Genomic DNA, 21,612 nt, shown 5'->3' with positions numbered 1-21,612 from the left:
CTCATGGCCATCCCTACTTCATATGAGGAGGAGTCCCCTTGGGGGCGTGAGGAGAGAAACAATGACACAACCTCTGCTTCGCGTAAGCGAGCTTTGTGCTGGCACGGAGGATAAAGCCATCCTCCACAACATCAATCTTGACGTAAGACCTGGTCAAACCCATGTTTTAATGGGTCATAATGGTGCCGGTAAATCCACCTTAGGCCATGTAATTATGGGTGACCCCGTCTACCAAGTTACGAGTGGCTCACTTGTATTTGACAGCCAGGACATCACCGAGTTGTCTTCCGATAAGCGCGCACTATCAGGCATTTTCTTATCCTATCAAGCACCTGTAGAAATCCCAGGTGTACCCCTGAGGAGTTATTTGCGCGCCATTGTAGATAAACGTCCTGAGCTCAAAATGAAGTCCAAACAGTTCCGTGCTCGTGTGGCCGAGTTGGCAACACAGCTTGACATGGATCTTTCTTACTTGGATCGTGAACTCAATGTAGGATTTTCTGGTGGCGAGAAGAAAAAGGTAGAGATGCTCCAACTCTTGTTGCTCCAGCCTAAACTCGCTATTCTCGATGAAACTGACTCTGGCTTGGATGTAGACGCCTTGGGCGTAGTTTCTCGTGGCATTGAAGCCTATCGCGAATCCTGCAACGGTGCCCTTATTGTTATCACGCACAATACACGCATTCTTGAGCGCCTTGATGTCGATAAAACCCACGTCATGATGCGTGGACACATGGTTGCCGAAGGCGATGCTGAGCTTATCACTACGATTGATCGTGAGGGCTTTGAGCAATTTGAGTCCTACTTTACTCAGAAAGACAACGCATAATGACAGAGCAGGTAAACGATATTGATCGCAGCCTGTATGACTTTACTAAGTCCGAAGAAGGCTACGAGCGTTATGCAGATGGTCTCACACCCCAAATCGTAGAGGCTATCTCTCAAAAAAAGCAAGAGCCCGCATGGATGCTCGACTTGCGCATGAAGTCACTTGAGCTGTACCAAAAAATGGAAATGCCTGCTAATTGGGGTCCCGCAATTGATGGTTTAGATATAAATCACATTTCCACCTATGTGGCACCCAAAACCAAACAGGCAAGCACTTGGGAAGATGTGCCTGATGAAGTACGTGACACCTTTGAGCGTCTGGGTATTCCTCAAGCAGAGCGTGCATATTTAGCTGGTGTTGGTGCCCAGTATGACTCTGAGCTGGTATACCATAATATGCAAAGCACCGCATCCAAGATGGGTGTTGTATATTCTGGCATTGAAGAAGCTTTGCATGGCGAGTATGCAGACCTTATCAAAGATCATTTTATGAAACTCATTCCCCCTCATGATCACAAATTTGCAGCACTGCATGGAGCGGTGTGGTCTGGCGGCTCGTTTGTATATGTGCCTGAAGGCGTAGAGGTTGCATTCCCCCTACAAAGTTACTTCCGCCTTAATGCCGCGGGAGCTGGGCAATTTGAGCACACGCTTATTATTGTTGAAGAAGGCGCCAAATTACACTTTATTGAAGGCTGCTCGGCTCCTAAATATAACGTAGCCAACCTTCATGCTGGTGCAGTAGAGCTCTTTGTAGGCAAACATGCAAGTTTGCGCTACTCCACCATAGAAAACTGGTCCAAAAATATGTACAACCTCAATACCAAGCGTGCCCAGGTAGCAGAGGGTGGCAACATGGAATGGGTCTCGGGCAGCTTTGGCAGTCATGTAGGGTACCTCTACCCTTCCACTTTTCTAACAGGCGCAGGCTCTACCTGTGAATTTACAGGCATTACCTTTGCTGGTGCCACACAAAATTTGGACACTGGTTGCAAGGTAATTATGTCTGCTCCTGATACCAAAACATCTATCTCTACCAAGTCTCTTTCCAAGGGCGGGGGCATTTCTACGTTCCGTAGTTCCATTGTAGTAACACCCGCAGCAGACCGCGCAAAAGCTACCGTAAGTTGTGCATCTCTTATGTTGGATGACATCAGCCGTTCAGATACCATCCCTGCCATGGACGTGCGTAACGCTACCGCATCGGTTGGTCACGAAGCAACCATTGGTCGCATTTCTGATGACACGATATTCTACCTGATGAGCCGTGGTATTTCTGAAGAAGAAGCCCGCACTATGGTTGTTAATGGCTTTGCAAACCCCGTCTCAAAGGAACTTCCTTTAGAGTATGCCGTCGAGATGAACAATCTCATCAAGCTCGAAATGGAAGGGGCGATTGGATAATGGCAACACAAACGCTCACAAACGTTAACGTCCCTCCTGCTCAGACCTGGAATTACTTGAACATCAACGATATTACGCTTACGGTTCCCGCTGCCAAGAAACCCTTCGAGGCTGCACTGCTCCCTTCGCGCAGCGCAGAGCTCTCCGCGCTAGAAATGGGCTGTGGAACACAAGCATCCACCTGGATTGACCAAATATCTGATGCGCGTACAACGTTGTTTGTTCCTGCACACACCACGCAAGACGTGAATATTCTTGTTTCCGACGCTGCCCCCTACCTCACCACCGATATCGTGGTAGAAGACGGTGCTACCACAACCATCACTATCGTAGAGACACGTAGCGCCACCGCAGATGCAATGCCTCCTACTGCAAACGACGCTCCCGCCCAAGAAGAATCGGCGCCCCCTGCCGCAGCGCAAGGTTTGCGCATTATAGCGCGTCCACACGCACAGGTTATTCTGACCAGCTTTACCTGCGGCGCTGATCGCAGCTACCTAGACAATATTGGTATTGAGCTGCAAGAACATGCCACGCTTGATGCAAAGCAGTTTGTCCTTTCTGGCACCACTACCGCAAGTGGAATGGCTATCAATCTGGCTGGCGCTAATGCGCGTGCTTCTTTGTATGTACGCTACTTGGTGCGCGCCCAGCAAACGCTCGATATGAACTACATTGCACGTATGCGTGGCTGCAATACTCGCTGCGATATTGCTATTTCTGGCGTACTTGAAGAGGGTGGATCAAAAACCCTCCGCGACACTATCGACCTTATTCATGGCGCTAAAGGCGCTGCTGGCCTAGAAAATGAAACCGTCCTTTTAGCTGGCCGCAATGTAGTTAATAAGAGTCTTCCTGTTATTTTGTGTGGCGAGGACGACGTAGCTGGAGATCATGGCGCTACCATTGGCACCATTTTGCCTGAGCAGCTTGAGTATCTTAATGCTCGTGGCCTTACCAAGTCAGAAGCCATTGCGCTCATCTCGCATGCTGTGTGCGATGATGCCTACGCACATGCAACCACCACCGAAGCACGCCGTGCTGTTTTAGCAGCTACCGAGCGTATCTATGGCAGTCAAGACGCTCAGGAACTGGAACAGAGGTAATCACACATGAATCAAAGCACCCATCAGGGTACCGATATTACAATCAATCCGTTTAAGCAGGACTTCCCCCTATTGGCAAACAATCCACAGCTTTCATTTTTGGATAGCGCTGCCACTGCTCAACGTCCTGCTGTTGTACTTGAGGCTCAAAAAACCTTCTATGAGACCATGAACGCCAACCCTTTGCGTGGCCTGTATACTCTTTCGGTTCAGGCTACCCAGGCTATCGAGAAGGCCCGCGAGCACGTAGCTGCTCATATTGGTGCCACTCATCCCGAAGAAATTGTATTCACCCGCAATGCTTCTGAATCCCTTAACTTAGTTGCACAAACACTCGGCAAACAGCTTGTGCACCAAGGTGATGAAGTGGTCATTTCCATTATGGAACACCACTCCAACCTTATCCCCTGGCAACAGCTGTGCGCCCAGACGGGAGCTACGCTGGTGTATCTGCGTCCGCTTAAGGATGGCACCATCACACAAGAGCAAATTGAGGCTGCCATTGGCCCCAAAGCAAAAATCGTCTCGATAACGCACGTTTCCAACGTGCTTGGTGTAGAAACCCCCATCAAACACATCATTGATCGTGCACACCAGATGGACGCTCTTGCCATAGTAGATGGCGCGCAAAGCGTTCCACATATCCACGTTGATGTACAAGATCTAGACTGCGACCTCATGGCTTTCTCGGCACATAAGGCTCTTGGCCCCATGGGAATTGGCGTATTGTGGGGAAAGCTGGACATTCTTAATGCCATGCCCCCCTTCCTTACGGGCGGGGAAATGATTGATTCCGTAACAGAAACAGACGCTAGCTGGGCACCCGTTCCTCTAAAGTTTGAGGCTGGCACCCAAGATGCTGCTGGTATTTATGCTTTTGACGCTGCTATTTCTTATATTGAAGGCATTGGCATGGACATAATAGAGCAGCGTGAACGCAAGCTTGCTGCCTATCTGTGCGAGCAATTAAGTTCACTTGACTTCATTGACATCCATGGTCCCGCCGAGGCCACTCGCCACATTGGTGCGGTGTCCTTTAGCATGCACAACGTACACCCTCATGACGTTGCCTCCATTCTTGATATGTCTCAGGTGGCCATTCGTGCAGGTCATCACTGTGCTCAGCCGCTCTTGGCATGGCTTGGCACAGACAGCACCTGCCGCGCATCCATTGCGTTTTATAACGATACAACCGACATAGACAAGCTCATTGCTGGCCTGCACAACGTAAGGAAGATTTTTCATGCCTAATACCACCATCTATACGCAGGCTCTCATGGACCATGTTGCCCACCCTGATTACAACTATGAACTCGACGATGCTACGTGCTCACATGAGGGCATTAACCCTTCCTGCGGCGATGATCTTACTCTGCATGTTCGCCTTACCCCTGATGGAACCATTGACGAGACAAGCTGGACGGGTAGCGGCTGTGCCATTAGCCAAGCATCTGCAGACATGATGAGCGAGCTTGTGGAAGGTAAAACCATCGCCGAGGCTCGTGACGCATGTGCATTATTTACACGTATGATTCGCGGTGAAGAAACTGATCCAACCGTACTAGCACAGCTTGAAGATGCAAGCTGTTTTGAAAGCATTTCTCACATGCCTGCACGAGTAAAGTGTGCAGAACTTGCATGGCGTACGCTTGACGAGATGCTTTCACAATCGCTTAATCAAGCTCCTAAAGAGGTGAGTAACTAATGCCCGGTATGTTTTCCACAAAAGGCCGTTATGCCCTCCGCGTCATGTCTGACCTTGCCGTACATGAAGGCTGGGTTTCCTTAGGTGATATTTCCAAGCGCCAAGGCATTTCTCGCAAGTATCTTGAACAGGTTACTTCCCTATTGCTTAAGGGTGGTCTTGTGGATAGCCAGCGCGGCAAAGGAGGTGGCTATAAACTGTCTCGCAAGCCTGAGGACTATACGCTCGGAGAGATTTTGCGTGTTGCAGAAGGTGGAACGCTTGCGCCGGTTAACTGCCTTGACTGTAGTTCTGGTGAAATCTGTGAGCACATTAAAACCTGTACAACTCTTCCCATTTGGCGTGATTTAGGAGTTGTTACCAGTCAATTTTTGGACAGCAAGCACCTTACTGACTTAATTGCTTCAGATAACCCTAAGGATGATGTTACTACCCTTGCCTCGCTCTAACTAAGCTCGTACGTATATAGTATGTATAAGGACTTCGTGCATGCCCTATCTTTATGGAGGTAGCCCATGTGGTTCTTCATAGGTGCAATAGTATTCCACCTCGTCGCTTTGGGCATGTTTATAGCAACCATATATTTAGTTGTTGTTTTTACAAAAGCCGTACGTCGTCATCAGCATATTCCTGCCTGGATGTACAAGATTGGTCACGTCCTCAAGGGACGCGGCGCAGATTCACTCGAAAATCTTACCGATGTAGCTGCCCTTAAAGAGACGTATGTGTTTTTATGCGGCTTTGTAGTCCTTAATGGTGCGTGGTATCTTTGGATGCTTGGCAAGGGGCTTACTGTCCACCAAGCACTCTTTTCATGCCTTAAGCACGAGGTCTTTATCTGCCTCAGTTTGATGGCTCTTCATAACCTCATAAGAATCATCATTACATCAATCCATGAGCATATCGATAAAACCTATCGATCTCATAACTATGCTTCCACCAGCGCAGTTGTTGGAATGCTTTTCATGTCTTGCTTTATCCAGATGTTTGCGCTGATGTTTACTGGTGTTCCCGCTCGTCCATATACCATTTCTATTGCACAAAATCGCGTTGTCATAGGAACTACCCATGCTTCCGAATTATTACAACAAGGCTTTACTTTTGAAGATAGACGCCCCGAAGACATGATTGTTAATCAGCGTAATAACCATGCCATCTATGGCCAGTCCTTTGAACTTACCCGTAATGGCATATCCTATGGCACCATACTCGTCACGCCTGAATGGACTACCACAGCTCGATTACAAGACTGCGTAATTACCAGTTTTTCTATATCCAATACAGACGGTGGATTTAATGAAATATACCTTGAAGGCAAACAACTTACCCAGCTTACCCGCCAATACCTACACGGAAAGAAGCTTGTTGATGTCTTAGGACTTACTCCTGCTGACTATAGAGAGACGCAGGGAAAAACTGGTGTAAGCCTTCAATTGCAAACTCATCCGTACACGCTCTGGAAACGGTATCTATTGGAGGAAGGCTATAACTCAGCCGGTGAGCCTCAGTATTTTGCAATCCGTGCCCATCACATTGTATGGGAATAGAGCATATGGGGATACCTACCAACATACAAGCTAATTACTATAAGAATGGAACTCGTATGGACCTCAATGAACTTCTCGCACTTTTACAAACACGCTTTGAGAAGCACGCAAGTCGTCATCCCAACATCTCTTGGGAGTTGGTAGTTAAGGCAATTTCTGCCAGCAAAGATGCCCAAGCAGCATTAACTGCGATGGAATCCACGGGTGGTGAACCCGATGTTATTGAGGCGCTTGCCACTTCTGAGCATGCCATTGTCTTTGTGGATTGTTACGCCAAGCCTACCAAAGACCGCACAAGCCTATGCTACGACCATGAAGCGCTTATCAGCCGCAAAAAGAACCCTCCTCGCTCCAGTGTTGAAGATGCCATTGCAGCCTGGGGCAGCTCTGCTCGCCTGCTGTCAGAAGCTGAATACTATGCTGTCCAACAAATCACAGAGCTGGATACTAAGGTTTCTTGCTGGATAGCTACACCAGAAGAACTGCGCTCCTATGGTGGTGCCCTCTTTTGCGAGAAACGCTATGGCCGCGTCTTTACCTTCCATAACGGGGCAGATTCGTATTACGGCAGCCGCGGTTATCGTACCGTTTTATACCTTTAGTTTAGGGCTATAAGACAAAACTCTCTGAGTAGGACGGCTGTTGTGTCGTACCTAATTGTTTGTGGCAACCCGCACAAAGAACATCTTTACCTCTGCAAAAAAATCCGGCAGCCTTACGGCCGCCGGATTTGTCTTACTTGCATATAGTTTCTTGTGGATGCAAACGCATCCTTACAAGCAGCTTACACGGGTGAACCAGAGCGACTAAAGCTACTCAAAGAGCCATACGTAATTCCTTGGCTGGGGCTCATTGCCTCAATGGTAGTGCCACCACCAATGTAAATACCTACGTGACCAGGACGCCATACAATATCACCAGGCTGAGCCTGAGAAGCAGGCTTGGTGCAGTAAGCAGCCTGAGAAGCAGAACTGTGTGGGATATATACACCAATGGTGCCATACGCATACTGCGTCAAACCTGAGCAGTCATAAATGGTAGGACCTTCAGCACCCAAACGATAGCCTCCACCAATCTTTGAGGTAGCGGCTGCAATAACGGTGTTGCGCCAATTGCTGCTTACCTGAGAATTGTTTGAGTTAGTCTTACCACTGTTGTTGATAGTAGAAGGATCAAAGTAGTTGCCATTATTGGCTTCTGCTGCACGACGAGCAGCCTCTGCCTTGGCACGAGCCTCAGCCTCTGCAGCCTTACGCTCTTCCTCCATCTTGTCCTTAACCTGCTGGTCAAGGTTGTTTACGTACTCTTCGGCCTTCTTGGATTCCTCTTCAAGCTGCGCCTGTTGAGACTTCTGAGTAGCCAGTAAGTTCTCTTGCTGTTGTTTTTGCTCAGTCAACTGAGACTGCTTTGCATCAAGCTCGGCCTGAACAGTCTTTACTTGGTCAATGACCTTCTCGTCAGACTCATTAGCCTTCTGTGCGTAGTACAGATTATTAGCAAGCTCCTCAAAATTTGATGAGCTCAAAATAATCTCGAGCATTGAAGTGCCACCGCTTTTGTAGTTAGCAGATACGCGACTAGAAAGCGTTTGCTGAGCTTTTGCAAGCTCTTCCTTCTTTGCCTCAATGTCTTTGTTGGTCTGCTCAATGTCTTTGTTGGTGGCATCAAGCTGAACCTGCGTCTCGTTCAGAGCCTCGCCCACTTGCTCGGCCTGCTCATACAGTTTATCCAACTGAATCTTGGCGTCATTAAGTTTTGCCTGGAGTGCAGCGGAGGATTCATCTGCAACGGCAACCTGAGGAAGTGCCAAGCCAACGGTACATACCGACAAAGAAGTTGAAAGCATAACAGCAACAACCTTTTTATACATCTTTCGAGTCATAGGGCCTCTTTCTGATCGGGTACAGATAAGCAGCGGGCCTGCCGCCGAAAGAATCTATTTAATTCTACCCAGCTTCAATACGTCATTCCACTTTTTTTCATGAGCGTACATATTCGCAGGTAAAAGGCTATACAGTTATGAATTTATAAGTTTTTTCTAGCTCTAGGGTTACTTGAACTAGAAGGTTAGTTGAACTCAAAAAAGAAGCTTAAAAAGAAGAACCCCGAAGGGTTCTTCTTGCACAAGAATCTCTCTACCGTAGAAGCCATCACTGCCTTTTCTGAGCAGACAGGCTGGCATATCTAGGTTAATTGCTTAGTTCCAGCCCTTACCATCAGAGCCAAATTGCACCATAAGCTCCTTTGTGCGCGTAACAATAGCATCACGACCAGGCTTAAGAAGCTTGCGAGGATCATAGCCCTTACCCTGCTCATCTGCCCCAGACTCAATATACGCACGGGTTGCCTGAGCAAAGGCAACCTGAAGGTCAGTATTTACGTTGATCTTGGAAATGCCCAGCTCAATAGCCTTCTTAATTTGATCTACAGGAATGCCGGTACCGCCGTGAAGCACCAAAGGCAGCTCTCCAGTCAGAGCCTTAATCTCACCCAAACGCTCAAAGGACAGACCTGCCCAGTTATCTGGATAGAGACCATGAATGTTACCAATACCGCAGGCCAAGAAGTCTACGCCCAGGTCTGCAATCTGCTTGCATTCACGAGGATCAGCAAGCTCACCATTGGAGGTTACGCCATCCTCAGTACCACCAATACCACCAACTTCAGCCTCAACAGAGATGCCCTTACTGTGAGCAAGCTTTACAATCTCCTCAGTGCGAGCCAAGTTAATTGCAAAGGTTTCCTCATGGGAGCCATCATACATAATGGAAGTAAAGCCGGCAGCAATGCATTCCAAAGACTGCTCATAGGTACCATGATCAAGGTGCAGGGCAACAGGAACGGTAATGTTCTTGTCTTCAACCAGCTGATGAACCATTAAAGAAACCATCTTAAAGCTGGTCTGCCATTTAGCAGCACCACCCGTACACTGAATAATAAGTGGAGATTGAAGCTCCTCCGCAGCATCCAAAATAGAAGATGCCCACTCAAGGTTGTTGGTATTAAATGCACCAATACCATAATGACCGCGTTCTGCACTCTGAAGCATTGCTGTTGCATTAACAAGCATGTAAGCCTCCATCTAAATGGGATTAAAAACCGTGCTATGTAAATAATACCTTTATCAACCTTCTATAAGCGCTACAAACTACAACAAACAAAACTCAGAGTCATGTCTTTTTCTTTCCATCAAGTGAACTCCTCACATATCAGTCAACTTTTTTGGTAGAGCGACGTATGATGTAAAGGAGTAAACACAGGCTCACCGTACGGCACTTTTAACCCACAGAAGGGCAGGACAGATGGTCTTACGTGTTTTTGTCGAGAAGCGCTCCGAGTTTGCTGGAGAAGCTCACGCACTTTGCAATGAGCTACGTACAACGCTTGGTATTTCCACACTTACTGATGTGCGAATCATCAATCGCTACGACATTGAAGGCATTTCACAAGAACTATTTACTCAATGTATTCCCACCGTCTTTAGTGAGCCCCAAGTAGACACCGTATCTATGCAGATGCCAACTGCAAACGATGCGGTTATTTTTGCTGTTGAGTTTTTGCCTGGTCAGTTTGACCAACGTGCGGAATCCGCAAGCGAATGCATCCAACTCATTGGCCAAGGCGAGCGCCCTGTTGTTCGCTCGGCAAAGGTGTATGTACTCTTTGGCAAGCTTACCAACACAGACATAGCCGCTATTAAACACTATGTTATCAACCCTGTTGAAGCGCGCGAGGCATCACTCGAGCTACCTGCTACCTTGCAAATGCAACTTGCAACCCCCAAGCCTGTAGAAGTTCTTACTGACTTCCTTGAGCTTTCTACAGACGAGCTCACAGAGTTTATCGCCAGCCGTGGGCTTGCTATGGACTTGGCCGACATCAAGTTTTGCCAGCAATACTTTGCTCAAGAGGGTCGTTGTCCCACCATCACAGAGATCAAGGTCATTGATACCTATTGGTCAGACCACTGTCGCCACACCACATTTGGCACTGAATTGGATGCTATTCAGTTTGATGATGCCACAGTCCATAAGGCCTTCCAGCGCTATCTTGCCATGCGCCAAGAACTTGGTCGTGAGCATAAACCCATTTGCCTTATGGACATGGGTACCATTGGCGCCAAATACCTCAAACATACCGGTAGGCTTACCAATCTAGATGAGTCTGACGAGATTAACGCCTGTACCGTTAAGGTGCACGTAGATGTCAATGGCGTGGACGAAGACTGGCTCTTCCTCTTTAAAAATGAGACGCACAACCATCCTACAGAGATTGAACCGTTTGGTGGTGCAGCAACCTGCATTGGTGGCGCTATTCGAGACCCGCTGTCTGGTCGTAGCTATGTATACCAGGCCATGCGCGTAACAGGCGCGGGTGACCCCACCGTCCCTGTTTCCCAAACACTTGAAGGAAAGTTGCCGCAGCGTAAGCTTGTTACCACCGCTGCAGCCGGCTACTCTTCCTATGGCAATCAAATTGGTTTAGCAACTGGTCAAGTACATGAGCTATATCACCCAGGCTATATAGCTAAACGCATGGAAATTGGTGCAGTTGTAGGTGCCACTCCCGCCAATCATGTCCGTCGAGAAGAACCAGCACCCAATGACGTTATCATCTTGCTGGGTGGCCGTACTGGCCGCGATGGTATTGGTGGCGCAACGGGCTCCTCTAAGGCACATAACATGGACTCTTTGGAGGACTGTGGCGCTGAGGTGCAAAAGGGTAACGCACCTGTAGAGCGCAAGCTCCAGCGTTTATTCCGTCGCAAAGACGCATGCCAGCTCATTAAACGCTGCAACGATTTTGGTGCTGGTGGCGTAAGCGTAGCCATTGGCGAGCTTGCAGATGGACTTCTGGTAAACCTGAATGCCATACCTAAAAAGTATGAGGGCCTTGACGGCACTGAACTTGCTCTGAGTGAATCCCAGGAGCGCATGGCTGTTGCTCTGGCTCCCGCAGATGTAGACACCTTCCTTGGCTATGCCCATGAAGAAAATCTTGAAGCTACGCCTGTTGCACTTGTTACTCAAGCCAAACGCTTAGTCATGCGCTGGAATGATACGAACATCGTGGATATCTCCCGTGAGTTCCTCGCATCCAATGGTGCCCCCAAGCACCAAAACGCGCATGTCACCGCAGCCACAACGTATACTCCCCGCTGGGAAGGCACCACATTTGCACAGCAAATGATGTCTTTGGTATCTGACATCAATGTGGCTTCTAACAAGGGTTTGTCAGAACGCTTTGACTCCACCATTGGTGCTGCAACAGTGCTCATGCCCTTTGGTGGCACCCATCAGCTCACACCCGCTCTTTCCATGGTTGCTAAACTGCCTGTAGACGGCACCACCACTACCTGCTCTGGCATGGCTTGGGGCTTTAACCCTTATCTTTCCGAGAAAAACCAGTACGCTGGCGCTTACTGCGCGGTGGTAGAGTCTCTTTCCAAGCTCATTGCCACTGGCTTTACACGCAAGAATACCTACCTAACCTTCCAAGAATACTTCGAGCGCTTGCGCACTGACGATACCCGATGGGGCAAACCGGTCGCCAGTGTTCTTGGCGCACTCATGGCTCAAATTGATTTAGGCGTGGGCGCTATTGGCGGCAAGGATTCCATGTCTGGCTCCTTTGAAAACCTTGATGTTCCGCCCACACTTGTTTCATTTGCAACCGCATGTGGCAAGGTCGACAATATTGTCTCCCCCGAGTTTAAGGCTGCCAATCATCAGCTTATTTCAGTGGTGCCCACTTACACCAAGGGCGGTATTATGCCAGAGGCAGCATCGCTTAGTGCTGCCATGGACTTCATCGAGAAACTCATTGCTACAAAGAAAGCTGTTGCAGTAACCACCCCTGGGTATGGCGGTGTAGCAGAGGCATTGTTTAAGTCTTGCTTAGGCAACCGTGTGGGTGTTAAACTCGATGAGCACTTCTCGGCAGAAAGCTTGCTCAGCCTTGCCTATGGCAGCTTTATTGTTGAACTTGCGCCAGGCACCATTTTGCCTGAGGTACCCGCACAGCTAACTGTATCGTACCTCGGCACCACCACAGCAGACTATCACTTTAATGCCTGCAAAGAACTACTTGATCTTGCTGAGTTACAAGAAACTTGGGAAGCTGCACTTGAAGGGGTCTATCCGTACCGCAGCACCTCAGAGCCTACGCACAAAGTAAGTTTTACCGCATCTAACACGAGTCATGCGCGTGTAAGCACGGCAAAACCACGCGTAATCATCCCCGTATTTCCCGGAAACAACTGTGAGTATGACTCTGCTCGTGCATTTGAGCGCGCTGGTGGGCTTTCAACTACCTTTGTCATCAATAACCTCACCCCTCAAGCGGTCGCAGAATCCACAAAGCAACTTGCTCAATACATTCGCCAGTCTCAGATTGTCATGATTCCTGGTGGCTTTTCTGGCGGCGATGAGCCCGACGGCTCTGCAAAGTTTATTACCGCGTTCTTCCGTGCTCCCGAGGTTACCGAAGCCGTTCGTGATCTTCTTAACAATCGCGATGGACTTATGCTTGGCATCTGCAATGGCTTCCAGGCTCTAATTAAGCTGGGCCTAGTTCCCTATGGTGACATCATCCCTATGGACGACACTTGCCCCACACTCACCTTTAATACCATTGGTCGCCATCAAAGCCGTCTGGTACGCACGCGCATTGCCTCCACCATGTCTCCTTGGCTTTCCAAATGCTCTGTGGACGATATTCACACTATTGCAATCAGCCATGGCGAAGGTCGCTTTGTTGCCTCTCCTGAGCTGTGTTCCTCTCTCGAGAAGACCGGTCAAATAGCCACACAATATTGTGATGAGACCGGCATGCCAGCCATGGGTCTTGAGGTTAATCCCAACGGTTCTATGTGGGCTATAGAAGGTATTACGAGCCCCGATGGGCGCGTCTTGGGCAAGATGGGTCACACCGAGCGTTCTGGTGAAGGTCTATATAAGAACGTTGCAGGCACTACCTTCCAGCCTCTTATTGAAGGCGGCGTGGCTTACTTTACCGAGTAAGGCAGGCGCAAGAACTCTTTTGCCTTCTCTTTTGCCTTCTCTACGACAACATGCCTAGCTGAATTACTACTCAGCTAGGCATGTTACTATCTTAGGAGCAGCATTGTGTGCCCGTTTAGTTATCCATCTTTACCTTAGACATGCTTCAATCTTTGTACGTGCAAATTCAGACGCATGAGCAATATCTTTTTTCCAGTTAGGTGAACCTAAATACCACTGCTCACACACAAAGCGCCGCACACCCTGAGAAAGCAATTGACTCAAAGCACCTGTGTAATCCGTGGTGCCCTCCCCAAAGAACATATCACGATACTGACCAGCTCGCGTCTCTTTAAGGTGTGCTGCAAAAATATGACCAGCACCCGTAGCAATATCATCTGCAACAGATGTACCATACAAAAAAGAAGCATTGGTAAGATTTCCTACGTCAGGATACACTCCCAAAAAGGGGCTCTGTATCTGATTGACATAGTGCATGGATTTAGCAACCGTATCCATAAAGGGTGTTTCCATAGTCTCAAATCCTAAAACAACACCAGCTGCCGCTGCCATCTCGGTAGCTCGTGCGAGGTTCTCGGCAAAATACGCCTCAGAGCCATCCCAGGCATCCTCATCGTAATAGGCATCGTAGCCTGCCAATTGGATAATGTGCAGTCCAAGATCACAAGCAAGCTCAAGGGCTTTATCCATCATCTCTAAACTATATGAACGTTTTTTGGGGTCCTTGGCGCCAAATGGCCATTTTCGACTGCCAGAAAGACACATAGAGCCGAGCGGCACACCAGTAGCGCGCATGGCCGCAACGACAGCATGGCGCTCTTGTGCTGTCCAATCAAGACGAGCCTGGCGTTCTTTTGACTCATCAATAGAGATTTCCACATAGTCAAAACCGCAGCTCGCTGCATTAGTTAGGCGCTCTTCCCAGCTAAGCTGTTGGGGCATGGCCTTCTCATATAGTCCAAGCCTATACGTTGTATCCACAGCTACTCCTTTTGACCGTAATATGCGCCTGGTCCATGTTTGCGCAGATAATGCTTATCCAAAAGGTATTGAGGTGCCTGAGCAATCTCGCACGATTGATTTGCGGTCTTGCAAAGAAGCTCTGTGTTGTATGACATCTTTGCTACTTCTTCCACAACCACCGCATGGTATACCGCAGCTGCAGCATTCTTTCCCCATGAGAAGGGCCCGTGATTGCGTACTAAGCAGCCAGGCTGTACAAGAGGATTATGCCCCTCAAAGCCTTCAACAATTACCTTGCCCGTATTACGCTCATAGGCATCTTCTATTTCCTGCTGGGTAAGCCCACGCATGCAGGGGACCTCACCATAAAAATAGTCAGCCTGCGTTGTGCCATAACAAGGAATAGAACGTCCAGCTTGAGCCCAGGCAGTTGCCGCTGCAGAATGTGTATGGACAATACCGCCAACCGTATCCCATGCGCGATATAAATACGCATGTGTTGCTGTATCAGATGATGGATTGAGGGTGCCTTCGACCACCGTGCCATCCATATCACACACAACCATAGATTCCGGGCTTAAGTCATCATAGCTAACACCCGAAGGCTTAATCACAAAGAGGCCCTTATCGCGATCAATTTCTGAGGCATTTCCCCAGGTAAAAACAACTAATCCATGCTCAGGAAGATCCATGTTGGCCTCATAGACCTTCTCACGCAATTCTTTGAGCATTATATAAGCCGCCCCCTAAAGCACTGAGCGGAATGGAACATTGGGCTCATGATCAAAGCAATCATGGAAGCCGCGGTCGTACATAAACTCCTTCTTGTCCTTATCCAAAGGATAGGTATACTCGCCGCCAACCTTCCAATAATACGGCGTAAAGTGGTACTCAAGACGGTCCTTACGCATCTGATAGAGCACCTCAATCTCACGCAAATCAGCTGCAAAGTTAGTCCAAACATCCCAGTGGATAGGGATAACAACTTTAGCCTGTAGAGCTTCAGCCATACGCAAAATGTCAGAAGCCTCCATCTTGTCCTGCATACCCAATGGATTACAACCATAGGAACCAAAGGCCACGTCAACGCCACCATATTCCTTCATGATGTCTTTGCCATGCTTAGCAAAGTAAATGGAATAGTGTGAGTCACCAGAGTGGTAGATATTGCCACCAGGCGTAATGAGCAAGTAATTAACGGCCTTCTCGTCCATATCCATTGGGCATTTGCCCCATAAATCCTCACGATCTGGGCCAGTAGAATCAGTTGTCGTAATGCAGGTACGATCAAAAGAATCCATGCATACGATTTGCATGTCTTTAATCTTGAACGTATCACCAGGCTTAACAACCCTAATACGATTCTCAGGAACGCCCCATGCGCGCCAAAAATCAGCAGACTTCTGAGGGCCAATAAAGGGCACAGGAATCTCATTGCCCTGCTCGTCAGTTGTGGTCATACCAGAGTTAACAACATGGGCCGCCCACTCTTTTGACATATGATCCTGGTGATAATGTGTTGCAAGAACAGCATCAACCTGTTTGAAACCAAAAGGATCAAAAACATACGGGATGTTACGCAAATTAGGTTGCATAACACGACAACCAGCCATGTTAGCCATCTGATGGCCAACCTTCATCTTGCCGTCGCCATGAGTACGCTTACCATTACCCGTCCAAAGATCAATGGTAATGTTGGCGTTACCAGGAGTTTTTATCCACATACCAGTGCAGCCAAGCCACCACATCTTAACATTGCCTTCAGGAACAACAGCATTCTCGATATCTTCATTCAGCCAAGTACCCCACTCGGGGAATGTGTTCATGATCCAACCCTCGCGGGTAATCTTATCAATAGCGGACATATGCATCTCCTTTATACCTACCGTGTACAACAACAAGCCCGTTGTGCTCCGTATTCTTAGCTACTCTGCACTCACCTGATACAAGGCTGCTTCATTTGTTTCTCGATTAGCCGAGATAATGACATCGTTGCCATCATTCTGAAATACCCACACGTTTGCAGGACCACAGTCATGATCGATTACTTCAACGCCGTACGCGCCATCCTTGTAGTACAAACGCAGTAAGTCGCGGTCGTCTTTTCGATTGCCTAAAACAGCACAGGCTTGACCTGCGAGAAAACCAGACCATATTGCATGCAAAAAGTCATGTTTTTGCGAATCCTCCCAAACCTTTTGGAACGTGTCTGGCTGCTCTTTTGCATGCCAGACACAAAGCGTGTCTCCGTGAAACGCCGAGATGGTAACCAGCTCATCAAGGCCATCGCCATCAAGGTCTATCAGGCACATATCACTTGTAGGCTGCACCGCCAAGCATGCAATCTGCCAGGTATCACCATCTTTTGCAGGTGGTACATAACGAAACACCCCAGCAGCAGTACCAATCAAAGCAAAACTGCGGTCAGGTGCCACATAAAAGCCATGATTTTGCAGCTGCAGGTTGGCAATTTGAGTTAGCGGCAATTGCTTTGTTTCGTTATACTGCTCAAGCTTGTCATCAAGCTTGGCAACGTACACCGCGCCAGGCGTTTTCCAGTCATTTTTAAATGCTCGACAGGCTGACTTAATCGTGCACGCAATCAGCCATTCCTGACCATCTGCCGCTTTTAGCACACCAAAACGGTGCACATACGGCAAATCACATATAACGGAACGTGCCCAGCTACCATCATCCATGTGCGTATAGCTCACAATCTTGGCATCGTCTGCGCCAAAATTGGGCGAGAAAAACTTATAGGTACTCAGAAGTTGATCGCTGCGACCGGGAGTTTGCATGACCGTCATAACACCACCAGGGCCTTCGCAGATATTCTCCAAAGCAGTGCCATCAAGAGAAAACCTACGAATGGGACCTTCTTTCTCGGTAGCAATTACAAAGCTGGGGCCATCAAAGCCATCAAACATTCCAATGGCGTAACACTTAGCCATATCGGTCGCAATAACCTTCTTCTGGTACTTCATGAACGCATCTCCTCAAATTAAAAACTCATGTGACAGATGGAGTGCGCTACTTTGCGAACTTCTTGTCCAAACCTGCCTCAACAAACTTCTCCTCGATTTCCTTATCGGAAAGAACGTTTTTTAGAGGAATGCAGATAACTTTTCCAGAATCAGCGGCAGACTTAAACATGTTTTCAAAGTTACGAGGGAAGCACGCAACGTCATACTTTGTTGCGGTGGAAGTCCCCTCTGCAAGTGCGCAGTGGTGAACCTCAGAGACATCCATATTGAGCTTCTTTGCCACACGCTCAACGGTAAGTTGCATCATAAGAGACGTGCCAGAACCATTTGCACAAGCACAAAGAATCTTTGCAGACATAGCGCTTTCCTTTCCATCTGTGGCATATGCCACAAGCGTACAGTTCTTGTAAGTACAGAACACCTCTGCGATAAAGAGGTTCAAGCGAGAAAACAACTAAGAAAGGTCGACCCTTACACGAGCAAGAGGTAAGGGCCGACCTCAAAGGGGATATTACTCTGTTTCTACTGTTGCCTTTTTATTGGCAGCATCACGATACTCAGCGTATTTCTCGTAATCCTCAACCTCGAGAAAGTAGGTGCTGTTACCGTTCTCATCCTTTGGAGCGGCCTTGTACTGCAACTGTGGAATAACCAAAAGCAGCAGGGCAACAACAGCAACGCCAGCCCAACCAAGGAACTTCATGACAACCGTGAAGAACGGCCATACGGTAACCCAGTCAAACATGCCAAGGTAACCACCGAAGGCATACATCTGTACCCAAGAAGCAATGAAAGCAGAGCCAAAGACCTGTAAGAGGCCGCAAATAAACGGAAGGATTAGGACAGCTTTAAGTCCACCCTTATTGTTGGCATACACGCCAATAACAGCGTTGTCAAAGAACAGAGGAATAAAGCCAGCAACTACCAAAACGGGACTGCGCATAGCAATCAAAGTACCAATAGCGATAAACTGACCTACTGCACCTGCCATAAAACCAAGAGTAACAGCGTTAGTGGAACCAAAACCAAAGGTAACGGCGCAGTCAACGCCAGGTACGGAACCCTTAAGCAGTTTGTTAGAAATACCAGTAAATGAAACGGTAAGCTCTGCAACAAAGGTACGAACACCGAGCTGAAGAATCGTAAGGTACACAGCAAACTGGAAGCAGTTATACAGGATGTAGAATACAAAGCTTTGGCCAGGTTTAAGTGCGGCAGAACCACTCAAAGCACCATCTTTGGTGAGTTGCATAAGATAGTCAGGGCCGATAACAACATAGATAATGCCAAAGAATACGGTCATAAGCAGTGCTGTAGAAACCATATTCTCATTAAACATAGAGAGCCAACCCGGCAGTTCAATATCTTCAAGCTTCTTATCGAAGATGGAAACCTTGCCAGGATTTTTTGCACGGCGGGCTTCATCACGGCGAGACATCCAACCAGCTGCCTTAGAAGCCAAAAAGATACCAAACATCTGCTGATGCCCGATGGCAAAGCCAGCTCCATCAGTAAGCTCCTGCGTTGGCGAGATGGTAAGGTTTGAACCAACCGCCCAATACAAACCCAATAAAATGGTCATCACAACAAGTGCGGGAACACTCACAAGGTTGGGGAAGCAAAACATAATAAGCCAAAGAGCCGTGGCTGCTTGCTGAACTTGGACATTGCCCGTTGTAAAAATGGAACGAAGCTTGGTGTATTTTTTAGCTGCAACCAAAGCAATGTTTAGAATGTAGGCAAACAGCAGCAGAAGCATATACTGCGAAATGTTTGCACCCTGCAAAAATGATACGTTGGCAAGAGAAAAGTCGCCGGCAGCTGCAGCCTTAACACCTGCATCAACAGCATTGTTACCAAAATAGGGGTCAATAACCATTGCTGCTAAGTCGAAGCGTCCCTTAAGACCAACGATAATGGGACGAAAGACGCTAATCAGACCGCCAGAACCAACGGCCAAAATCATATAGCCAACAGAAGCCTTGATAAAGCCAGCCAATACCTCATACCACTTCTTACCGAGAAGAGCATAGCCGATTACGACTATAAAGCCGATAATCCAGGCGGGCTGCGACAAGATGGTAGTGGCAAGCCACTTGACCACTGTCATAAAAATGTCCATTTCCTCTCCTTTACGTTTACCTTCTCGGAATCCTCTTTATAGGACTCCGCTAATCCCATACCGTGTGACATGCCCTGCGAGCTTTGCTAAAGGGACAAGCATACGTCCTCGCATACTTCAACATGAGCTTTCAACATGTACTATTCGTCACCAACAAGTGCATCAATTTCAAGCAGCTCTTCGGCCGTCTGTATCCTTGCAAGGCGCTCAACAACCTCTGGATTTGAGAGAACCATAGCAAGACGCTGCATATTTTGAAGATGCGACTGCGCATCCACATCACTGAGAGTAAAAAAGACAGTGGCTGTCGTATCGGGGTCATGTTCTTCCCCAAAATACACTGGTGTTTTGGTCACCATAAGACTTATTGCCTCACGATTAGCACCCACAGCACCTTCCACTGCATGCGGCATGGCAACACCGGGCAAAAGCACAATGTAAGGACCGTGCTTTTCGACATTTTTTATAAGGCAATCTGCGTATTCAGGCTCGACGCTTTTATCTGCAAGCAACGGCTCAATACCCTTGCGCAAAGCCTCACGCCAATCCATTGGATTGTCAACAATATTAAAATGGTTGAGTTCATACAGTTGACGAAGCAACATGTTTTTTGTTCCTCCCTGTTACAGCTCTTTACACAACGCTTCATCCTCTCCGAGAAGCGCTATCTTTGCGCGCAAGCGTTGCCTGCGCTTGCATAGAAAAACAAGCTCTGTTTTTCTTCTTCAGAGGTGAATGTTACACTGTTTCTGTTTGTTACGAACGTTATAAATTATCGTATCTATCGTTTAATGTGTGCGTATTGAACGTTTTTTGTTTACTTTCAATCATAGATATTAAATGCCTTATGATGATTGATAATTCGTTCTTTGAGAGTATGAACAATCGAACGTAGAATTTTTTTATCGTATGAAGGCAAAGAGCAGGATAAGCGGTAGAAATTTTCCGATAAGCGGTAGTTTGCCAAGGAGGTCTTGCGATGGGTACATCCAAAACGCTTGTAGAAAGAAGGCGCGCAGATATTGTCTCTACACTGAGCGAGCGTCCCCGCATGCGAGTGTTAGATTTGGCACAATACTTTGAGGTGTCGCCGCTTACCATCCGGCGTGACCTTGATTTTCTTTCCGAGAAAGGCATTGTCCAGCGCTCGCACGGCTTTGTGGAAATCATAGACCCGCTTGGTAGCCCCTTAAGCTCATCAGCTGTTCTTATTAAGCGCAGTATTGCAGCAGAAGCAGCACGCCTTGTAGAAGACGGCGATACCATCTTTATTAATACGAGCTCTACTGCACTTTCCGTCATTGAGCATATAACTGCACTTAACGTAACGGTGGTTACCAACAGTGGTAAAGCATTACAAATTACTCCACCACCAACACTTTCCGTCATCCTGACAGGCGGTGAAATTCGTCAACCTAAGTGGTCTATGTCTGGTGAGTTTTCTTTATCAACGGTAGGTCATATTAATGCAGCAAAAGCAATCCTGGGTTGCTCAGGGCTTTCTGCGGATCGAGGGCTTACCACACTTGTTTCTCATGAGACGAGTGTAAACTCCCTCATGCTTGAACATTCGGATATGCACATCATTGTTGCTGATCATACAAAAATTGGAACGAATGCAAGTTTTAAATATGGTGGCCCTGAACAAGTTCATATTCTGGTAACTGACCATGATACAAACAAAGAGGAAATCTCTCATCTAGAAAGAGCAGGTGTCCGTGCGGTGGTATACCCTTCTGAGAATAGCTGCCAATAGTAGCACTGCCTCAAACGCATACAACGGCATAACGGCTTCCCCCACCCACAAAAAAACACCTGCCTTGTGGCAGGTGTTTGTCTTACAAGCAAAATGTTCTTTGTTGGTCAGCGACGTCCTTATCTCCCACGGACTCACTCCGCAGTACCATCGGCGCTTAAGGGCTTAACTTCTG

The 21,612-nt window shown here is 47.8% G+C and carries 19 protein-coding genes; 10 read left to right on the top strand and 9 right to left on the bottom strand.

Features of this window, described 5'->3' with window-relative positions:
- The first annotated feature begins 61 nt into the window (after positions 1 to 61).
- From sufC to SPD80_RS01745, 8 genes are all read left to right on the top strand, one after another.
- A complete protein-coding gene (gene sufC / locus SPD80_RS01780; RefSeq protein WP_320605683.1) occupies positions 62 to 829 on the top strand; it encodes a Fe-S cluster assembly ATPase SufC in 768 nt (255 codons plus the stop codon).
- A complete protein-coding gene (sufB, locus tag SPD80_RS01775) occupies positions 829 to 2,232 on the top strand; it encodes a Fe-S cluster assembly protein SufB (protein WP_320605681.1) in 1,404 nt (467 codons plus the stop codon). Before sufC ends, sufB begins: the two co-directional genes overlap by 1 nt.
- A complete protein-coding gene (locus SPD80_RS01770; RefSeq protein ID WP_320605679.1) occupies positions 2,232 to 3,338 on the top strand; it encodes a SufD family Fe-S cluster assembly protein in 1,107 nt (368 codons plus the stop codon). Before sufB ends, SPD80_RS01770 begins: the two co-directional genes overlap by 1 nt.
- Before the next feature lie 6 nt (positions 3,339 to 3,344).
- Positions 3,345 to 4,589, top strand: coding sequence for a SufS family cysteine desulfurase (locus SPD80_RS01765; protein ID WP_320828220.1), 1,245 nt, complete (start codon positions 3,345 to 3,347; stop codon positions 4,587 to 4,589).
- Complete coding sequence (sufU, locus tag SPD80_RS01760; protein WP_320828219.1) at positions 4,582 to 5,043, top strand: Fe-S cluster assembly sulfur transfer protein SufU; 462 nt, start codon at positions 4,582 to 4,584, stop codon at positions 5,041 to 5,043. The genes SPD80_RS01765 and sufU overlap by 8 nt, the downstream gene beginning before the upstream one ends.
- Positions 5,043 to 5,492, top strand: a complete 450-nt coding sequence (locus tag SPD80_RS01755) for an Rrf2 family transcriptional regulator (RefSeq protein ID WP_320828217.1) — start codon at positions 5,043 to 5,045, stop codon at positions 5,490 to 5,492. The genes sufU and SPD80_RS01755 overlap by 1 nt, the downstream gene beginning before the upstream one ends.
- Before the next feature lie 66 nt (positions 5,493 to 5,558).
- On the top strand, positions 5,559 to 6,590 hold the full coding sequence (locus SPD80_RS01750; RefSeq protein ID WP_320828215.1) for a hypothetical protein: 1,032 nt from the start codon (positions 5,559 to 5,561) through the stop codon (positions 6,588 to 6,590).
- Between the two features lie 5 nt (positions 6,591 to 6,595).
- Positions 6,596 to 7,192: a DUF4256 domain-containing protein gene (locus SPD80_RS01745; protein WP_320828213.1), complete on the top strand. Its 597-nt coding sequence runs from the start codon at positions 6,596 to 6,598 to the stop codon at positions 7,190 to 7,192.
- A 182-nt stretch (positions 7,193 to 7,374) separates the two neighbouring features.
- Here SPD80_RS01745 and SPD80_RS01740 read toward each other — a convergent pair whose 3' ends face one another.
- Positions 7,375 to 8,472, bottom strand: coding sequence for an NlpC/P60 family protein (locus SPD80_RS01740; protein WP_320828211.1), 1,098 nt, complete (start codon positions 8,470 to 8,472; stop codon positions 7,375 to 7,377).
- 315 nt (positions 8,473 to 8,787) lie between these two features.
- Positions 8,788 to 9,660 carry a class II fructose-1,6-bisphosphate aldolase gene (fba, locus tag SPD80_RS01735; RefSeq protein WP_320828209.1) on the bottom strand — a complete coding sequence of 291 codons (873 nt, stop codon included), beginning with the start codon at positions 9,658 to 9,660 and terminating at the stop codon, positions 8,788 to 8,790.
- Positions 9,661 to 9,892: 232 nt separating this feature from the next.
- Here fba and SPD80_RS01730 point away from each other — a divergent pair, with 232 nt between their 5' ends.
- Positions 9,893 to 13,612, top strand: coding sequence for a phosphoribosylformylglycinamidine synthase (locus SPD80_RS01730; protein ID WP_320828207.1), 3,720 nt, complete (start codon positions 9,893 to 9,895; stop codon positions 13,610 to 13,612).
- A 129-nt stretch (positions 13,613 to 13,741) separates the two neighbouring features.
- On the opposite strand, the gene SPD80_RS01725 is transcribed toward SPD80_RS01730, so the two are convergent.
- The 7 genes from SPD80_RS01725 to SPD80_RS01695 form a co-directional block, all read right to left on the bottom strand.
- A complete protein-coding gene (locus SPD80_RS01725; protein ID WP_320828205.1) occupies positions 13,742 to 14,593 on the bottom strand; it encodes an L-ribulose-5-phosphate 3-epimerase in 852 nt (283 codons plus the stop codon).
- 2 nt (positions 14,594 to 14,595) lie between these two features.
- Positions 14,596 to 15,306, bottom strand: a complete 711-nt coding sequence (locus tag SPD80_RS01720; protein ID WP_414429687.1) for an L-ribulose-5-phosphate 4-epimerase — start codon at positions 15,304 to 15,306, stop codon at positions 14,596 to 14,598.
- Between the two features lie 15 nt (positions 15,307 to 15,321).
- Positions 15,322 to 16,440 carry an L-ascorbate 6-phosphate lactonase gene (gene ulaG / locus SPD80_RS01715; RefSeq protein WP_320828204.1) on the bottom strand — a complete coding sequence of 373 codons (1,119 nt, stop codon included), beginning with the start codon at positions 16,438 to 16,440 and terminating at the stop codon, positions 15,322 to 15,324.
- Between the two features lie 60 nt (positions 16,441 to 16,500).
- Entirely contained in the window at positions 16,501 to 17,559 is a 1,059-nt protein-coding gene (locus SPD80_RS01710) for a hypothetical protein (protein WP_320828203.1), read from the bottom strand.
- Between the two features lie 46 nt (positions 17,560 to 17,605).
- The gene (locus SPD80_RS01705) at positions 17,606 to 17,917 is read right to left on the bottom strand and encodes a PTS sugar transporter subunit IIB (protein WP_320605335.1); all 312 of its coding nucleotides are present in this window, start codon (positions 17,915 to 17,917) and stop codon (positions 17,606 to 17,608) included.
- A gap of 153 nt (positions 17,918 to 18,070) precedes the next feature.
- Positions 18,071 to 19,681 carry a PTS ascorbate transporter subunit IIC gene (locus SPD80_RS01700; RefSeq protein ID WP_320828201.1) on the bottom strand — a complete coding sequence of 537 codons (1,611 nt, stop codon included), beginning with the start codon at positions 19,679 to 19,681 and terminating at the stop codon, positions 18,071 to 18,073.
- A gap of 140 nt (positions 19,682 to 19,821) precedes the next feature.
- A complete protein-coding gene (locus SPD80_RS01695; protein ID WP_320828200.1) occupies positions 19,822 to 20,286 on the bottom strand; it encodes a PTS sugar transporter subunit IIA in 465 nt (154 codons plus the stop codon).
- A gap of 374 nt (positions 20,287 to 20,660) precedes the next feature.
- Here SPD80_RS01695 and SPD80_RS01690 point away from each other — a divergent pair, with 374 nt between their 5' ends.
- The gene (locus SPD80_RS01690; RefSeq protein WP_320828198.1) at positions 20,661 to 21,437 is read left to right on the top strand and encodes a DeoR/GlpR family DNA-binding transcription regulator; all 777 of its coding nucleotides are present in this window, start codon (positions 20,661 to 20,663) and stop codon (positions 21,435 to 21,437) included.
- Positions 21,438 to 21,612: the final 175 nt, after the last annotated feature.

Source organism: Atopobium sp. (genome assembly GCF_034113385.1).
Taxonomy (GTDB): Bacteria; Actinomycetota; Coriobacteriia; order Coriobacteriales; family Atopobiaceae; genus Atopobium.
The sequence above is the reverse complement of the archived record's forward strand: the minus strand, read 5'-3'. Positions and strand labels throughout refer to the sequence as shown.

Excerpts from the sequence above, each read along its gene's own strand:
- sufC (WP_320605683.1), top strand. The coding sequence starts at position 62 with ATGACACAACCTCTGCTTCGCGTAAGCGAGCTTTGTGCTGGCACGGAG.
- sufB (WP_320605681.1), top strand. The coding sequence starts at position 829 with ATGACAGAGCAGGTAAACGATATTGATCGCAGCCTGTATGACTTTACT.
- SPD80_RS01770 (WP_320605679.1), top strand. The coding sequence starts at position 2,232 with ATGGCAACACAAACGCTCACAAACGTTAACGTCCCTCCTGCTCAGACC.
- SPD80_RS01765 (WP_320828220.1), top strand. The coding sequence starts at position 3,345 with ATGAATCAAAGCACCCATCAGGGTACCGATATTACAATCAATCCGTTT.
- sufU (WP_320828219.1), top strand. The coding sequence starts at position 4,582 with ATGCCTAATACCACCATCTATACGCAGGCTCTCATGGACCATGTTGCC.
- SPD80_RS01755 (WP_320828217.1), top strand. The coding sequence starts at position 5,043 with ATGCCCGGTATGTTTTCCACAAAAGGCCGTTATGCCCTCCGCGTCATG.
- SPD80_RS01750 (WP_320828215.1), top strand. The coding sequence starts at position 5,559 with ATGTGGTTCTTCATAGGTGCAATAGTATTCCACCTCGTCGCTTTGGGC.
- SPD80_RS01745 (WP_320828213.1), top strand. The coding sequence starts at position 6,596 with ATGGGGATACCTACCAACATACAAGCTAATTACTATAAGAATGGAACT.
- SPD80_RS01740 (WP_320828211.1), bottom strand. The coding sequence starts at position 8,472 with ATGACTCGAAAGATGTATAAAAAGGTTGTTGCTGTTATGCTTTCAACT.
- fba (WP_320828209.1), bottom strand. The coding sequence starts at position 9,660 with ATGCTTGTTAATGCAACAGCAATGCTTCAGAGTGCAGAACGCGGTCAT.
- SPD80_RS01730 (WP_320828207.1), top strand. The coding sequence starts at position 9,893 with ATGGTCTTACGTGTTTTTGTCGAGAAGCGCTCCGAGTTTGCTGGAGAA.
- SPD80_RS01720 (WP_414429687.1), bottom strand. The coding sequence starts at position 15,306 with ATGCTCAAAGAATTGCGTGAGAAGGTCTATGAGGCCAACATGGATCTT.
- ulaG (WP_320828204.1), bottom strand. The coding sequence starts at position 16,440 with ATGTCCGCTATTGATAAGATTACCCGCGAGGGTTGGATCATGAACACA.
- SPD80_RS01710 (WP_320828203.1), bottom strand. The coding sequence starts at position 17,559 with ATGAAGTACCAGAAGAAGGTTATTGCGACCGATATGGCTAAGTGTTAC.
- SPD80_RS01705 (WP_320605335.1), bottom strand. The coding sequence starts at position 17,917 with ATGTCTGCAAAGATTCTTTGTGCTTGTGCAAATGGTTCTGGCACGTCT.
- SPD80_RS01700 (WP_320828201.1), bottom strand. The coding sequence starts at position 19,681 with ATGGACATTTTTATGACAGTGGTCAAGTGGCTTGCCACTACCATCTTG.
- SPD80_RS01695 (WP_320828200.1), bottom strand. The coding sequence starts at position 20,286 with ATGTTGCTTCGTCAACTGTATGAACTCAACCATTTTAATATTGTTGAC.
- SPD80_RS01690 (WP_320828198.1), top strand. The coding sequence starts at position 20,661 with ATGGGTACATCCAAAACGCTTGTAGAAAGAAGGCGCGCAGATATTGTC.